Here is a 17,122-nt window from a genome sequence, read left to right on the forward strand (position 1 = left end):
GCATGGGTGGCGTGCACAGTGAATTCGGTGGGACCGTACAGGTTGTACAGCCGTGCCGTGCCGACCCGGCGGAACGCCTCGACCGCATCGGAGGTGAAGGCCTCACCGGCGACGAACAGCGCGCGCAGCGAGGCCAGTGCGGAACTGTCGACGGCACCGGAGAAGACGGTCAGCATCGAGGGCACGAACGAGGTCATGGTGACCTGCTCGGCGGCGATCACATCGGCGAGATAGCGCGGATCGCGGTGCCCGTCGGGGGCGGCCACGACCATCCGGCCACCGACCGACAGCGGCGCGAACAACTCCCACACCGAGACGTCGAAGGTGGCGGGCGTCTTGAACAGCACCACATCGTCGGCGCCGATGCCGTATTCGCCGGTGATCCAGCGAATCTGGTTCACCACCGCGGAATGCGGGACGGACACGCCCTTCGGGCGGCCGGTCGAACCGGAGGTGAAGATCGTGTACGCCGGATTCGACGGGCGCAGCGGGGCGAGGCGATCCGCATCGGTCAGCGGCTCGTCGGAGTAGTCCGCGAGATCCAGCTCGTCCAGGCGCAGAACCGGGCGGCCACCGGCCTCCAGGTCGCCCGCGTTCGCCGAGGTGGTCAGCACGCAGACCGGTTCGGCGGTGTCGAGTACGTAGCCGATGCGGTCGCCGGGCTGATCCAGGTCCAGCGGCACATAGCCGCCGCCGGCTTCGAGCACCGCGTACATGGCGACTACCAGGTCCGTCGAGCGCCGCAGTGCCAGCGCCACCCGCGCCTCGGGACCCACGCCCGCCTCGACCAGCCGCCGCGCCAACCGGCGCACGCGGGCGCCGAATTCGGCGTAGGTCAGGCTCTCGCCGGCCTCGCGATCCACCACCGCGACCGCATCCGCGTGGGTGCGGGCAGCCTCGGCGAACAGCTCGGGAAGCAGTGTCGCGGAACCGATCTCGCGCGAGGTGTAGTTCCACTCGCGCAGTTCCCGATCGGCTTCGAGCGCATCGATCAGCGCGATGTCGCCGATGGGGCGGTCCGGATCGGCCACCACCGCGGCCAGCACCCGGTCCAGGCGCTTGGCGAATCCGGCGATCGTCGGCTCGTCGAAAAGGTCGAGCGCATAGGAGAATTCGGCGGACATACCCGCCGCCACACCCTCGGCGTCCGGCGCCTCCTGCAGGGTCAGCTGCAGGTCGAACTTCGCCAGCCGGGCGTCGTAGTCGATGCCGTTGACCGACAGGCCCGGCAGTTCCAGGGTGGCGTGGCGGATGTTCTGGAAGGCCAGCATCACCTGGAACAGCGGATGCCGCGCCTGCGAACGGGCCGGGTTGAGCACCTCGACCAGCCGCTCGAACGGCACGTCGGCGTGCGCGAAGGCCTGCAGATCGGTGTTGCGGGCCTGGGCCAGCAGTTCGGCGAAGGTCATGCCGCCGTCGACGTTCGTACGCAAGACCAGCGTGTTGACGAACATGCCGATCAGATCGTCGAGCGCGGCCTCACCACGACCGGCGACCGGCGTGCCGATCGCGATATCGGAGGTACCCGACAGCCGCGCCAGCAGGATCGCCAGCGCGCCGTGCACCACCATGAACGGCGACGCGTTGTGGGTGCGGCCGAGGTCGGCCAGGCGCCGCTGGGTTTCCGGCGAGATGACGAACGAATAGGTGCCACCGCGATACGACGCCACCGCCGGGCGCGGCCGGTCGGCCGGCAGCACCAGTTCGTCGGGCAGGTCGGCGAGTTCGCGGGTCCAGTACCGAATCTGGTTGGAGATCAACGAGTTCGGATCGTCCTCCGAACCCAGTACCTCGCGCTGCCACAGCGCGTAGTCGGCGTACTGCACCGGCAGTTCGGTCCAGGCCGGCTGCTCCCAGTTGGTGCGCGCGGCGTAGGCGACCATCACGTCGCGGGCCAGCGGATGCATCGACCAGCCGTCGGCGGAGATGTGGTGCACGACCATACCGAGCACGTACTCGGTTTCGCTGATCTCGAAAAGCCGGGCGTGCAACGGCACTTCGTTGGTCACGTCGAACGACATGGAGGCCAGTTCGACGAGGTGGTCGATCAGATTGTGCTCGGTCACCGGCACCGGGGTCAGGTCCGGCACGATCTGCGCGGCGTCGAGCACGACCTGCACCGGCGCACTGCCGGTCTCCGGGAACACCGTGCGCAGCGATTCGTGGCGGTCGATCACGTCGATGACGGCGACCTGCAGGGCGGCCACGTCCAATTCCCCCGAGAGCCGCATGGCGACCGGGATGTTGTTGACCGCCGAGGAGGTGTCGTAGCGGTTGAGGAACCACATCCGCTGCTGGGCGAGCGAGAGCGGCACCTGCTCGGGCCGCTCGCGCGCGACCAGGGATTTGCGCGCGCCGTCGCCGGCATGCGATTCCACCCGGGCGGCCAGCGCGGTGACGGTGCTGGCCTCGAACAGCATGCGCACCGGCACCCGGGTGTCGAGTGCGCTGCCGAGCCGGGAGGCGACCTGGGTGGCGATCAGCGAGTTGCCGCCCAGATCGAAGAAGTCGTCGTCGGCGCCGACGCGCGCCAGCCCCAGCACCTCGCCGAAGATCTGGGCGACGATCTCCTCGATCGGCGTTGCGGGCGTACGGAATTCGCGCACCTCGAAGACCGGGGCGGGCAGCGCCTTGCGATCCAGCTTGCCGGAGGCGTTGAGCGGGAACTCGTCCAGCACCACGACCGCCGAGGGCACCATGTAGCTCGGCAAGCGCTCGCGCAGTGCGGCCTGGATATCCGCGGTCTCGACCGACTCGTCGGCGGCCACCACATAGGCGACCAGCTGGTCACCGGTGACGGTGTCGATCACCAGGACGGCGGCCTGGTTCACGTCCGGCAGTTCGGTCAGCGCCGATTCGATCTCACCGAGTTCGATGCGCTGGCCGCGGAACTTGACCTGGAAGTCGGTGCGGCCGATGTATTCGAGTACGCCGGGCTCGCCGCCGGGGCGCTCCTTCCAGCGCACCAGGTCACCGGTGCGGTACAGGCGCGCTCCGGGCTCCCCGAACGGATCGGCGACGAACCGCTCCGCGGTCAGATCCGGACGGTGGCGGTAGCCGCGCGCGATCTGCGCGCCACCCAGATACAGCTCACCGGCGACTCCGGCCGGAACCGGCTGCAGCCCCTCGTCCAGCACGTAGGCCCGGGCGTTCCACACCGGCCGGCCGATCGGCACCGCACCGCCGTTCACCGCGCCGACCGGCCAGGCCGTGGCGTTGACGGTGAATTCGGTGGGGCCGTAGAGGTTGTAGACCGCCGCGCCGCTGAAGCGCCGGAACAGCGCCACCGTGGCCGGGGCCAGCGCCTCACCACCGACGAAAATGGCTCGCAGCGAGGTACATTCGGATGCGGGCGCGGTGGCCGCGAACACGGCCAGCAGCGACGGCACGAACGAGGTCATGGTGACCTGATGCCGCCAGATGACCTCGGACTGGTACAGCGGATCGCGATGCCCGTCCGGCGCGGCGACGATCACCTTGGCGCCGACGGCCAGCGTCGCGAACAGTTCCCACAGCGAGGCGTCGAAGGTGAACGGCGTCTTGTGCAGCACGACGTCGACGTCGCTGATACCGCTCTCGCTGATCTTCCAGGCGATCTGGTTGACCATCGCGGCGTGGTCGACCGCCACACCCTTGGGCCGGCCGGTGGAGCCGGAGGTGTACAGCACGTACGCGAGGTTGCCGGGCCGCAGCGCCGCACGACGCTCGGCGGCGCCGACCGGGCCGGCCTCGAAGCCCGCGAGATCGACGGTGTCGATCTCGAGCACCGGGCATTCGGTGGTCGACACCTCGTCGCGGGAGGTGGTCAGCAGCACCACCGGGCGCGAATTGGCGAGGACGTATTCGGTGCGCTCGGCCGGGTGGTCGGGATCGATCGGCACATACCCGCCACCTGCGGCGAGCACGGCGTAGATCGCCACGAACATGTCGATCGAGCGGCGGATGCCGACGGCGACGAGTTCGTCCGGGCCGACGCCGGACTCGATCAGCTTGCGCGCCAAGCGGTTCACCCGCTCGGCGAACTCACCGTAGGTGATCTCCCCGGCCGGTTCGACCGCCCCGATCGAGCGCTCGCCCGGGTCGAACAGCAGCGCGGTGGCGTGCGGCCGGATGCGTACCTGTTCGTAGAACGGATCCAGCACCGTGGCGAGCGCGGGCACCTCGTGGGCGGTGTCGTTCCAGTCCACCAGCACCCGGTCGCGCTCGGCCGGATCGAAGACCTCGATATCGCGGACCAGCGTGTCCGGCCGGGCCACCACGGCTTCCAGCACCCGCAGATAGCGCCGGTTGAATTCGGCGACGGTCGCGGCGTCGAACAGGTCGGTGGCATACGACAGCGCCGCCGAGATTCCGGCGGGTTCGCCGCGGCCGCCGCGCTGTTCGGTCAGTGTCCACAGCAGATCGAATTTGGCGATGTCGACATCGAGTTCGTCGGCGGTGACCGAGAGCCCGGGCAGTTCCAGGGCGGCGTGCGACATCTCCTGGAACGACAGCATCACCTGGAACAGCGGATGCCGGGCCTGCGAACGGGCCGGGTTCAGCACCTCGACCAGTCGCTCGAACGGCACGTCGGCGTGGGCGAAGGCCGACAGATCGGATTCCCGCGTGCGGGTGAGGAATTCGCTGAAGCGCTCGGCGCCGTCGACCTCCGACCGCAACACCAGCGTGTTGACGAACATGCCGATCAGATCGTCGAGGGCCTGTTCACCGCGGCCGGCGACCGGCGTGCCGATCGCGATGTCCCTGGTACCGGACAGTCGGGCGAGCAACGTCGCCAGGGCGCCGTGCAGCACCATGAACAGCGAAACACCCTGGGCCCGAGCCAGATCCGACAGCCGGGCGTGCAGGTCGGGATCGATGTCGAAGGTGACGCGGCTGCCGTGGAAGCTCTGCAGCGGCGGGCGCGGGCGGTCGGCCGGCAACTCGAGCTGATCCGGCAGTCCCGCCAAAGCCTCACGCCAGTAGGCGATTTCGCGAGCGGCGACCGATTCCGGATCGTCCTCGGCGCCGAGCACCTGACGCTGCCACAGCGTGTAGTCGATGTACTGCACCGGCAGCGGCGCCCACTGCGGAGCGTCACCCTGCGCGCGCGCCAGATAGGCGGCGGCGACATCGCGGGCCAGCGGGCCGAAGGAGAAGCCGTCCGCCGCGATGTGGTGCACCACGAACGCCACCGCGTAGTCGTCGTCCACGCCGTCGGTGTCGGTCACGCGGTAGATGCGCACCCGGATCGGCAGTTCGCGCGAGACGTCGAAACCCGTGGAGGCGAATTCGGCCAGCACGCCGGGCAATTCGCCGCTGGCGATGGGCGCGACCGGAATGACGAAGTCGACCTCGTCGATCGGCACCACCAGCTGGTAGCCGCCGTCACCGGATTCCGGGAACACGGTGTGCAGCGATTCCTGGCGCTGCATCACGTCCAGCAGCGCCTTGCGCAGCGCGTCGATGTCGACGGTGCCGCGCAGCCGCACCACGAACGGCAGGTTGTAGGTAGGCGCGGCGGGGTCGAACTGGTTGATGAACCACATCCGCTGCTGCGCCAGCGACAGCGGCACCCGGTCCGGACGATGCTGCGCGACCAGCGGCGGGCGCGCCGCGAAGTCACCGTCGCCGCCGTGTTCGGCGGCGGCGTCGGCCCGGGCCGCGATACCGGCCACGGTGGGGGTCTCGAACAGCGCGCGCACACCCAGCTGCACGCCGAACGCGGCGGAGATGCGCGCGACGACCTGGGTCGCGACCAGCGAGTTACCACCGAGGTCGAAGAAGTTGTCGTCCACGCCGACCCGAGGCTGGCTCAGCACGTCGGCGAAGACGCCGGCGACGATCTCCTCGGCCTGGGTGCGCGGGGCGCGATATCCGGTGGCGTCGGCGCTGAACACCGGTTCGGGCAGCGCTTTGCGATCCAGCTTGCCGGAGGTGTTGAGCGGGAACGCGTCCAGCACCATGATCGCGGCGGGCACCATGTAGCTGGGCAGCTTCTCGGCCACGAACCGGGTGAGATCCGCCCCATCGATCGAATATCCCGGCGCCGGAACGACATACGCGACCAGCTGCTGACCGGTCGCGGTGTCGACCACCAGCACGACGGCCTGGCTGACCGCCGGATGGGCGAGCAGATCGGTTTCGATCTCGCCGAGCTCGATGCGCTGGCCACGGAACTTGACCTGGAAGTCGGTGCGGCCGATGTACTCCAGGACGCCGGTCCCGTCCGGGCGGCGGCCCCAGCGCACCAGGTCACCGGTGCGGTACATCCGTTCGCCGGTGGTCCCGAAGGGGTTGGCGACGAACCGGTCCGAGGTCAGATCGGGCCGGCCGCGGTAACCGCGCGCCAGCTGCCGCCCACCCAGATACAGCTCACCCGGGGCGCCGATCGCGGCCGGACGCAACCGCGAGTCCAGCACGTAGACATCGACATTCCACTCCGGAATACCGATCGGAACCGTCGTGGTGTCGGCGGCGGTGGCCTCCCAGTAGGTCACCGAGACCGCGGCCTCGGTGGGGCCGTACAGGTTGTGCAGACCGGCATCCGGGTTGATCGCCCGGAACATCGCGGCGGTCTCCGGCGGCAGTGCCTCACCGATGACGAAAACCGCACGCAGCGAATCACATTGGCCCGCGGTGGCGTGCGAGGCGAAAACCGTCAGCATCGACGGCACGAAGTCGGTGACGGTCACCGCGTGCCGCTCGATCATCTGCGCGACGTAGACCGGGTCGCGATGGCCGTCCGGGTCGGCGACCACCAGTTTCGCGCCGACCATCAGCGGCAGGAAGTAGCCCCACAGCGAGACGTCGAAGGTGGTGGCGGTCTTCTGCAGATAGACGTCGGCCTCGGTCAGGCCGTATTCGTGCAGCATCCACAGCTGCTGGTTGACGATCGCGCGGTGGGTGACCGCGACGCCCTTGGGCCGCCCGGTCGAACCGGAGGTGTAGATGACGTAGGCGGTGTTGTCCGGGCGCAGCGGGGCGAGCCGGTCGGCATCGGTGATCGGCGCCTCGGACACACCTGTGGTGTCGAGCGTGTCGATCTGCATCTGCCGCACCGAATCCGGCAGGTCGACCTCGTCGGCGGAACTGGTGAGCACACAGACGGGCCCGGCGCTGTCGAGGATGTAGGCGGTGCGTTCGGCCGGGTGATCCGGGTCGATCGGCACATAGGCGCCACCGGCCTTCAGCACGGCGTGCATACCGACGACCAGATCCAGTGACCGCCGCATCCCCAGTGCCACCAGCGATTCCGGGCCCACACCGTCGGCGATGAGGATCCGCGCCAGGCGGTTGACCCGGGCGCCGAATTCGGCGTAGGTCAGCGTGCTGCCCTGGAAGTCGATCGCGGTCCGGTCGGGCGTGCGCGCGATCGCGGCGTCCAACAGGGCCGAGAGCGTGGTGGTCGGCACCTCGTGCGCGGAGCGGTTCCAGCCGGTGACGGTGGCGTCCCGCTCGACGGCCGTGGTGATCGGCAGACCCCACAGCCGGTCCCGTTCACCCGCCTGCAGGAACCGGTCGAAGAACTCGAGGAAGCGCGAATGATGGTGGCGTGCTTCGTCTTCGGTGTAGAGATTCGGGTTGGTCTCGAAGTCGATCCGGGACCGCGCACCGCCCTCGGTCTGATAGAAGTTGACGCCGAGATCCTCGATGGAACCGGTGGAGAGCACATGCAAGCGGCCCGGCGTGTTGCCGAGTTTCAGCTCGTCCTGGAACAACATGATGTTGACCCAGGGGCCGAAGAACTCGGTCGTCACCACACCGTCGCCGACGCCCGATTCGCGGCTCGCGGCGGCCGCGTCGCGGCGGATGTCCTCGTGCCGGTACCGCTGGTGCCGCAGCGCGCCGGAAACCTCCGTCTGCACGGACCTGAGCAGTTCGGCGACCGTGGTGTCGTGGCCGACGTGCAAGCGCAGCGGAACGATATTCGAGGTGGCGCCGCCCGAACGCCGCATCACCGCGGTGGTGCGCGCGGTGACCGGCAGGCTGAGGATCACGTCCTCGGCATCGGTCCACTGCGCCAGGTAGGCGGCGAAGCCGGCGATCAGCAGGACGGACGGGGTGGAGTCGTGAGCTCGCACGGCCGCGGCGAGCAGGTCGTTGCGCTCGTTCGACAGTGCGGCGCCGACCACGGTGTTCAGCGGCGCGGGCGGGGCATTGCGGCCGGCGAGGCTGGTGCCCTCCTCGAGGCCGGCCACCCGCTGCGCCCAGTGTTCCTTATCGGTCTGAAAGCGGGTGCTGTCGCGGTAGGCCAGCTCGGATTCGACGAGATCGCGCAGGTCGGAGGCCTTGAGCGGCTTCGGTTCGACCCCGTTGCGGTAGGCCGTGTAGCGCTCGGCGATCCGGTTCACCTGGTTCACCGCGCCGAAACCGTCGAGTGCGATGTGGTGGGCGCGGGAGTACCAGAACCAATGGTCGTCGGCGAGCTGCAATGCGACCGAACGCACCAGGCGGTCGGTGACCATATTCAACGGGTGGGCGATGTCGGCGCGCATCCACTCGTGCGCGGCGGCCTCCGGATCCTCGGCGTCACGCAGATCGACGTGGTCGACGCCGTCGCTGTCGGCGAGGGTGTGGTCGACGTACTGCAGCGGCTGACCGTCACGTTCGACGATGCGCACGAAGCCGGAACCCAGCTCGTGCGAGGCGTCCAGGCTCGCGCGCGAGAGCACCTCGACGTCGATGTCTCCGCGCAGGTCGACGTACTGGGCGATCGTGATCGGCACCTGCGGATCCAGGTGCTGGGCGTACCAGATTCCGAGCTGCGCCGGCGACAGCGGGAACAGTTGATCCCCCGAGACTGCCGCGGGCGTTACCTCGCCGCCAGCTTCGCCGTTTCCGCCGAAATCCAGCCGGTCCAACCCGTAACCTCGCTTCCGGAACGCCACGCAGCGCTCCCCGATGGCACACCGATGCCGACGCTCACCTCATCCGAGCGTGGCGTCCGGCATTCGGGGCTCACTTCGATTGCAATCAGACAAAAATGTTCATAGGACCTATCCGTCCGTCGGGCCGATCTTGTTACATGGGCCCGACCCCACCCACCGGCCACGGATCGGCCTCGTTTCGAGATTCGCTGATGAACACCGAACCAATCTACCGCCAGGTACCGACAATGAGCCAAGAAGGGCGATAGCGCTCCGACATCAGCACTGGACTACGTTGCCCCCGCCACCTCGCGGTTCGGTCCGGTATTGGGAACCCGCTGGGAATCGTCGGTTCCGAGTGACGGAAATCGCGGTGCGCGCGGTGGGTCACGCGCCGGGCCCGGACATCGGGTGCCGCTCCCGCCCGGGGTCGTAGAGATGCGACTGCGCACAGGCGAGCGCGGGGGTCAGCGCCCGCCCGACCAGTATCACCGCGGCCTGCCGCAACCCCGCCGCCTCCACCCGGCCTGCGATGTCGGCGAGTGTCCCGCGCAGAATCCGCTGCTGGGGCTGGCTGGCCCGGTAGACCACCACGGCCGGACAGTCCGCGCCGTACTCGTCCGCCAGTTCCGCGGCCAGTTCCCGAATCCGCGTGATCGCCAGATGCAGCACCAGACTGGCCCGTGTCCGCGCGAAATTCCCCAGCGCCTCGGACTCGGGCATCGCGGTCGAACGCACCCGCGTCCGCGTCAGCACCACCGACTGCACCACCTCCGGCACGGTCAGCTCACTGCCCAGGACCGCGGCCGCCGCCGCATACGCCGGCACCCCCGGCGTCACATCCCAGGAGATGCCCAGTGCGTCGAGCCGCCGCGTCTGCTCGGTCAGCGCCGAATAGATCGACGGATCCCCCGAACACAGCCGAGCCACATCCTTGCCCGCGGCATCGGCCCGCGCACAGTGCGCGACGATCTCGTCCAGGTCCAGTCCCTGGGTATCGATCAGTTCCGCCTCCGGCGCGCAATGCGCCAGCACCTCGGGATCCAGATACGTCCCCGCATACAGGCACATCGGAGATTCCCGCAACAACGCCACCGCCCGCAGCGTCAGCAGATCGGCCGCCCCGGGCCCCGCTCCGATGAAATGCACGGTCATGCCCGGAGTCTAGGTGCCCGGCCGATCCCGGAAAGTTCAGCCCGGCCACCCGCGCTCGATGCTGCGCGGGCAGGGTGGTGATCTCGCTGCAGCGCAGCTTCACCCGGGGCTGCGCGGCGTAAAATCATGTCCGGGGTCATCCACAACTTCGAAGGTGACCACGATGACGAAATTCGTTCAGACCATCGAGTTCAAGACCTCGCAGCTCGACGAGTTCAATCGCACGCTGGATCGGTGGCTGACCGCCACCGAGGGATCGCGTTCGGCGACGCACAGTATGGAAACCAGGGACCGCGACCACCCGGACACCTATCTGCAGATCGTGGAATTTCCCTCCTACGAGCAGGCCATGGCGAATTCCGCGCTGCCCGAGACGACCGGCTTCGCCGAAACCCTCGCCGCCCTGTGCGACGAGCCGGCGGTCTTCCGCAATCTCGACCTGGTGCGTGAGGACGATATGGACGGGGCGGCGGCGACGTCGTTGCTGGTGCGGAATTTCGATGCCGCCGACGAGACGCGGGAATTCGAATCCGGCAGCGGGCGTCTCGAGGTCGTGCAGGCATCCTCCGGCGCGGTCGGCCGGGCCGTCTTCGAGCCGGGCTGGCGCTGGTCCACCCACGTCAAGCCGATCGCGGGAACCGACAGCTGCCAGGCCGCGCATATCGGCTACTGCGTGTCGGGGCGGCTGCACATCCGGATGGACGACGGCACCGAATGTGAGGTCGGCCCGGGAGATTTCATGCAGTGCCCGCCCGGCCACGACGCCTGGACCGTCGGTGACCAAGCCTGCGTGATGATCGACTGGGCCGCGGCCGCGGAGTACGCCCGGCGCCGCTGAGTTTCTTCCGGCTACCCGGTGTTCTTCCGGCTATCCGGTCATATTCAGCCCACCGAGGATCTTGTCCGGGCGCACCCGCACGACCAGCTCGCCGGGGACGGCGTTGCGGCGGCCGAATTCCTCGGCGCGGTCCGGACCCATGTACCGCGCGGCGATGGCGGTGGCGGTGCGCAGGAGTTCGGCGGGGTCCTCGGAGAGGGTGGCGACGCCTTGCACCTGGAAATAGGCGTACGGCGGTTCGTCGAGGTCCACGCAGAGGGCGACGCGGGGGTCGCGCGCCAGCGCCTTGCCCTTGGCGGTGGTCTTGCCGGTGTTGAAGACCAGGTCGTCGCCGTCGAGGATGAACCACACCGGATTGACGATCGGGCGGCCGTCGGAGGCGACCAGAGCCAATTTGCCGGTACGGGTGCCGCCGGCGAGGAATTCCCGCACTTCGGGATCGGTGATGGAAGGCATGAGCACACCCTAGGAAGCGGCGGCCGGTGGGCGGGCCCCGACACGCGCCGACGGCCCCGGCCGCGCTCGACATCGGCGCCGGATGCGCCGGCCGCCGTTCAGATGGCCCCGCGCTCGCGCGCCCGCGCCACCGCCGAGGTCCGCGATCTCACGCCCAGCTTCGAATAGATATGCACCAGATGGGATTTCACCGTCGTCTCGCTGAGGAACAGGTGTTTGCCGATATCGCGGTTGGAATGGCCGTCGGCGACCAGGCGCAACACCTCGATCTCGCGCGCGCTCAGGGTGGTATCCGGTTTGCGGACGCGGGTCATCAGTTTGGAGGCGACCGAGGGCGACAGCACGCTCTCCCCCGCCGCCGCTGCGCGCACGGCGGCGAGGAGTTCCGGTGGCGGCGTGTCCTTGAGGATGTAGCCACAGGCACCCGCCTCGATGGCGCCGAGGATATCGGCGTCGGTGTCGTAGTTGGTCACCACCAGGACATTCGGCGGATCGGGCAGGGCGCGCAGGGCCAGGGTCGCGTCCACGCCGGATTTGCCGGGGCCGAAGCGCAGGTCCATCAGCACCAGATCGAGGTGTGTGGTGGTGCAGAAGGCCACGGCCTCCTCGGCGGTGGCGGCCTCGCCGACCACTGTGATGTCCTCGCCGGAATCCAGCAGGGCCCGTAGCCCGGCGCGGACGATGGCGTGGTCGTCGGCCAGCAGGAGACGTATCACGGCAGGTCCTCCCGCGAGATGAGCTCGGCGGCAGCGGTTTCCGAGTCGTGCAGCGGAAACGACACGGTGACGGCGGTATGCCCCGGTTCGGATTCGACGTCCATGACACCGCCCTGCTGTTCGACGCGGCTGCGCATGGCGTTGAGGCCGAAAGTGCCGCCCCCGAAGACCGCAGGATCGATACCCACACCGTCGTCGACCACGTCGAGATGGACGGCGTCGTCACCGTAGGTGAGCGTGATCCGCATCCGGGCGGCGCGGGCGTGCCGCACCACATTCGACACCGCACCCTGCGCCACCCGCACCAGCGCGGCCTCGACAGGCATCGGCAGCCGCATCGGCGTCCCCTCGACCACCGTGCGGGCGCTCAGCCCGGGGCCCTCGGCACGCCGAGCGATCCGTTCGAGCGCATCACTCAGCGATTGCCCCTCGAGCACCGCCGGGGTCAGGTCGCCGATCAACTGCCGGGTCTCGACCAGGTTGTCCGCGGCGGTCTCACGGGCGAGCCGGATCTGTTGCAGCGCGGGATGATCCGGCGCGTCGCGCTCGGCGGCATGCAGCAGCATCTGGATGCTGGACAGCCCCTGGGCGACGGTGTCGTGGATCTCCTGGGCCAGCCGTTCCCGTTCGGCGAGTTTGCCGGCGGTGCGTTCGCGTTCGGCGAGAGTGGCGCGGGTGGAGAGCAATTCGTCGATCAGCTGCTGGCGGTCGGCCGCCTCGCGGAACAGCGCCCGATAACCCAGGCCGATCGCGATCGCGACGATCGCGCCCAGCACCGGCCCGGCGATCCCGGGAACCGTCCACCCCTCGTGTAATCCCCACCCGACCACCGAGACGATCGTGGCGGCGACGACCGCGGCCAGTCCCCACAGTCGCGGCAGCAGATGCAGATAGAGGAAGAACAGTCCGAACACCAGGTAGACGGCCTCCGGAACCAGCACGATCAGCGCCAGCCACAGCGCCGTGAGCCCGCCCAGCCACACCCGGGCCGCGACCGGACGCCCGCGCAGCAGCCCGCCCGCGAAGTAGACGACCAGGAACAACGCCGCGAGCACGATCACCGCGACGATGGGCCGGGTGCCGTCGTCACCGGGAACGGCCGCCCGCACCATCACCACGACCACCAGCGCCGTCATCAACACATGCAGTCCTACCTGCAGTGCGGCGAAAACGGGGGTGAGTGGAGAGCGGTGCACGCTGCCAGCTTATGCGCGGTTATCGGGGCGGCATCCATCGAAAGGTGGAATCGGCACCCCACCGTCGGGCGGTCGCGAAGTGTCCGCGAAGGCGATGCCGACCGGCGGATTCACCGCGAGGGTGGAGATATGTTCGTCGCACTGCGAGATCTGCGGGCCGCCCGCGGCCGATTCCTCCTCATCACCCTGGTCGTCACCATGGTGGCCCTGCTGGTGAGTTTTCTGAGCGGACTCACGGCCGGACTCGCCCATCAGAATATTTCCGCCCTCGAGCGGCTGTCCGGCGGCAGTGTCGTCTTCGCCGATACCGGCGCCGACCCGTCGTTCGATTCCTCGGCGTTGACCGGCGAACAGGTACAGCGCTGGCAGCGAGCCGGGGGAACCGTCGATCCGGTGGGCATCGGCCGTAGCCAGGCCGTCCGGGACGGGTCCGCGCCGACCCAGGTGGCGATATTCGGCGTCGACGGCACGGCGTTCGGCAATGAGGTGGTTACCCGCCCCGGCACCGTTGTGCTGAGTAAGGCCGTCGCCGAGGATCTCTCGGCCACCGCCGGTGAGCGCGTGTCGATCGGCGACCGGATCTTCACGGTCGCGGGGATCGGCGGCGACGACTGGTACGCGCACACCCCGGTGGTCTGGACGACGCTGTCCGACTGGCAGCGCCTCGATCCGCGCGGCGGGGCGGCCACGATTCTGGTCGCCTCCGGCGTGCCCGGCACCGATGCGGTGAACAGCGCCGCGCACACCCGCACCACGAGCGTCGACGGCGCACTGCAGGCGATCGGGTCGTATCGGGCCGAGAACGGTTCGCTCACGCTGATGACCGTGATGCTGTTCGTGATCTCCGCCCTGGTGATCGGTGCGTTCTTCACCGTCTGGACCATCCAGCGCACGCCGGATATCGCCACGCTGAAAGCGCTGGGGGCTACCACGACCGCGCTGGTTCGCGACGCACTGGGACAGGCGCTGATCGTGCTGCTCCTGGGTGTCGGCGTCGGGGTCGGAGTGACCGCACTGGCCGGGGCGTTCCTCGGCGGGGCGGTGCCGTTCGTACTCAGCGCCGCCACGACCGTGGTGCCCGCGCTGGCCCTGATCGGGCTCGGGCTGCTCGGCGCGGTGTTCGCCCTGCGCTTCCTCGTCACCGCCGATCCGCTCACCGCGCTCAACAACTCTCGTTGATTCGATTACCGCACAGGAGCTTTCGATGACCACCAACCTGACCGTCTCCGATCTCACCCTCACATTCCCCGACGGCGCCGGCCGCCTCACCGCCCTCGACCGGGTGGCACTGACCGTGCGCGGCGGCGAGATCGCGGCCATCACCGGCCCGTCGGGGTCGGGCAAATCCAGTCTGCTGGCGACGGTGTCGACGCTCGTGCGCCCGGATTCGGGCCGGATCCTGCTCGACACCGACGACGGCGGTGTCGACCTCGCCCGAGTGTCCCGCCGCGAGGCCACGACCCTGCGCCGGGAACGCATCGGAATCGTGTTCCAGCAGCCCAATCTCATTCCGGCCCTGACCGCGGTCGAACAACTCGAGGTGATGCGGCATCTGGGCGGCCACACCGTCGTCTCACCGCGCCTGCGACGCCGAACCCGGGACAAGGCCATGGATCTCCTCGATGCCGTCGGGCTGCGCGGCCACGAGAAGAAGCGCCCGGCCCAGCTGTCCGGCGGTCAACGACAGCGCGTCGACATCGCCCGCGCTCTCATGCACGACCCCGCGCTGCTGGTTGTCGACGAGCCCACCAGCGCCCTCGACCAGGAACGCGGGGCCGCCGTCATCGACCTGATCCTCGGGGTCGTGCACACCCACGCCGCCGCCACCCTGCTGGTGACCCACGACCGCACCCATCTGCACCGCATGAACGCGGTCTACCGCATGGTCGACGGCCGGTTGTCGGTGGACGAGGCGGGAGAGCTCGCCGCCTGATCTACGCCGCCGGGACGGTATCCGGGCGCGGGCTACGTCGCCCGTTTCCGCGCCGGCACCGCCGCATACCAGGTCAGCAGGTCCGGATTGTCGACCGCGCTGCGCTCGACCACGCGATCCGGGTCCGCGCCCTGGAACAGTTTCTTGATCGGCACCTCGAGCTTCTTGCCGGTGCGGGTATGCGGAATGCCCGGGGCGGCGATGATGTCGTCGGGGACGTGACGCGGCGAGACCTCACTGCGGATCGTGGCGTTGATGCGCTGTTTCAGCTCGTCGGTCAGTTCGGCGCCCGGGGCGAGGGTGACGAACAGCGGCATCCAGTAGCCGCCGTCGGGCTGTTCGGCGCCGATCACCAGGGCCTCGGCGATCTCCGGAAGTTGTTCCACCGCTTGGTAGATATCGGCCGAGCCCATCCGGATGCCGTGCCGGTTCAGCGTCGAATCGGAGCGGCCGTGCACGACGATGCTGCCGTGGTCGGTGACGGTGATCCAGTCGCCGTGCCGCCAGACACCGGGGAACATCTCGAAATACGCTGCGCGATACCGGCTTCCGTCGGGATCGTTCCAGAACGACACCGGCATGGAGGGCATCGGGGCGGTGATCACCAGTTCCCCGACCTCGCCGCGCACCGGCCGGCCCGATTCGTCCCAGGCATCCACTGCGACGCCCAGGAACGGCACCGACAGCTCGCCCGGCCACACCGGCACCGTGCGCACACCGCCGAGGAAGGCGGACACCACATCGGTGCCACCGCTGATCGAGTTCACCTGTACCCGCTCGCCGACGTTGTCGCGCAACCACAGTGCCGACGACGGCGGCAGCGACGATCCGGTGATACCGACCGTACGCAGCGCCGAGAGATCGTGGTCGCGCCGCGGCACCACACCGGCCTTGATGCAGGCGAGCACATAACCCGGGCTGGTCCCGAGCACGGTGGTGCCGGTACGCGCCGCCAGGTCGAACAGCGAATCGGCGTGCGGGAAGGTGGGACTGCCGTCGTAGCAGACGATCGTCGCGCCCACCAGCAGGCCGGCGACCTGGAAGTTCCACATCATCCAGCTGGGGCTGGTGTACCAGAAGAAGACGTCGCCGCGCCCGATATCCGATTGCAGCGCAGCGGCTTTCAGATGTTCGAGCAGCACGCCGCCGTGCCCGTGCACGATCCCCTTCGGCAGGCCGGTGGTCCCGGAGGAGAACAGAACCCAGAGCGGATGTGCGAAACCGACCGGCTCGGTGGACAATTCGGCGCCCTCGGGCGCGGCGACCGCATTCCAGTCCAGGGCGTCGGGCACCGCACCGCCGAGACGCGGCACCACGACGGTGGCTCGGACGGTCGGCAGGCCGGCCCGCAGGGCGGCGATATCGTCACGTTTGTCGTGCTGTTTCCCGCCGAAGTGGTAACCGTCGGCGGTGACCAGCACGGCCGGCTCCAACTGCCCCAGCCGGTCGAGCGCCGCCTTGGCAGAATAGTCCTGGCCGCAGGCACTCCACACCGCGCCGATAGCGGCCGTACCGAGGAAGGCGATCACGGCCTCGGGGATGTTGGGCAGGTAACCGACGACCCGATCGCCAGGGCCCACGCCGAGCTCGCGCAGCGTCGCCGCGAAGGAGGCGGCGCGGCCCAGCAGTTCCGCCCAGGAGATCTCGGTCAGGCCGCCCTGTTCGCCGGCGTAGACGATCGCGGGCCGATCGGTGCGGGCATGGCGTGCGATCTGATCGACGTAGTTCAGCAGCTGCCCCGGAAACCATTGCGCCCCCGGCATATCGGAACTCGCCAGCACCGTGCCGGGCGCGTCGCCGAGTTCGAAGTACTCCCACAGCGCGCCCCAGAACCCGGCGAGGTCGGTGATCGACCATTCCCACAGCGAGTGGTAGTCGGCGAATTCTCGTCCGGTCCGGGCCCCGACGAATCGTGCGAAGTCGGTGACCCGCGCCGTTTCCACGTCCCCCGCATCGGGTTCCCACTGTGGTTGCGTCAT

The 17,122-nt window shown here is 69.0% G+C and carries 9 protein-coding genes (1 of these 9 running past the window's edge); 3 read left to right on the forward strand and 6 right to left on the reverse strand.

Going from position 1 to position 17,122, the window contains the following annotated elements; all coding sequences use genetic code 11:
• Nucleotides 1-8,843, reverse strand: partial view of a non-ribosomal peptide synthetase gene (locus tag C8258_RS13520; RefSeq protein WP_106955514.1) — the 5' portion only. The gene continues 35,086 nt to the left of window position 1, outside the view; only the first 8,843 of its 43,929 coding nucleotides appear in the window; its start codon is at nucleotides 8,841-8,843; the stop codon falls past the left edge of the window.
• Nucleotides 8,844-9,236: 393 nt separating this feature from the next.
• The gene (gene cobM, locus C8258_RS13525) at nucleotides 9,237-10,004 is read right to left on the reverse strand and encodes a precorrin-4 C(11)-methyltransferase (protein WP_106955485.1); all 768 of its coding nucleotides are present in this window, start codon (nucleotides 10,002-10,004) and stop codon (nucleotides 9,237-9,239) included.
• 457 nt (nucleotides 10,005-10,461) lie between these two features.
• Here cobM and C8258_RS33630 point away from each other — a divergent pair, with 457 nt between their 5' ends.
• A complete protein-coding gene (locus C8258_RS33630; RefSeq protein ID WP_106955515.1) occupies nucleotides 10,462-10,842 on the forward strand; it encodes a cupin domain-containing protein in 381 nt (126 codons plus the stop codon).
• Between the two features lie 30 nt (nucleotides 10,843-10,872).
• On the opposite strand, the gene C8258_RS13535 is transcribed toward C8258_RS33630, so the two are convergent.
• The 3 genes from C8258_RS13535 to C8258_RS13545 form a co-directional block, all read right to left on the reverse strand.
• Nucleotides 10,873-11,298, reverse strand: coding sequence for a PPOX class F420-dependent oxidoreductase (locus C8258_RS13535; RefSeq protein WP_036505732.1), 426 nt, complete (start codon nucleotides 11,296-11,298; stop codon nucleotides 10,873-10,875).
• 98 nt (nucleotides 11,299-11,396) lie between these two features.
• On the reverse strand, nucleotides 11,397-12,014 hold the full coding sequence (locus C8258_RS13540) for a response regulator transcription factor (RefSeq protein WP_036505716.1): 618 nt from the start codon (nucleotides 12,012-12,014) through the stop codon (nucleotides 11,397-11,399).
• Entirely contained in the window at nucleotides 12,011-13,210 is a 1,200-nt protein-coding gene (locus C8258_RS13545) for a sensor histidine kinase (RefSeq protein ID WP_199195694.1), read from the reverse strand. The genes C8258_RS13540 and C8258_RS13545 overlap by 4 nt, the downstream gene beginning before the upstream one ends.
• A gap of 129 nt (nucleotides 13,211-13,339) precedes the next feature.
• Here C8258_RS13545 and C8258_RS13550 point away from each other — a divergent pair, with 129 nt between their 5' ends.
• Entirely contained in the window at nucleotides 13,340-14,389 is a 1,050-nt protein-coding gene (locus C8258_RS13550) for an ABC transporter permease (RefSeq protein ID WP_106955487.1), read from the forward strand.
• 25 nt (nucleotides 14,390-14,414) lie between these two features.
• The gene (locus C8258_RS13555; RefSeq protein WP_106955488.1) at nucleotides 14,415-15,143 is read left to right on the forward strand and encodes an ABC transporter ATP-binding protein; all 729 of its coding nucleotides are present in this window, start codon (nucleotides 14,415-14,417) and stop codon (nucleotides 15,141-15,143) included.
• 32 nt (nucleotides 15,144-15,175) lie between these two features.
• Here the strand turns inward: C8258_RS13555 and C8258_RS13560 are convergent, their stop codons facing one another.
• A complete protein-coding gene (locus tag C8258_RS13560; protein ID WP_106955489.1) occupies nucleotides 15,176-17,122 on the reverse strand; it encodes an acetoacetate--CoA ligase in 1,947 nt (648 codons plus the stop codon).

Source organism: Nocardia sp. MDA0666 (assembly GCF_003023875.1).
In the GTDB taxonomy this organism is placed as follows: domain Bacteria; phylum Actinomycetota; class Actinomycetes; order Mycobacteriales; family Mycobacteriaceae; genus Nocardia; species Nocardia aobensis.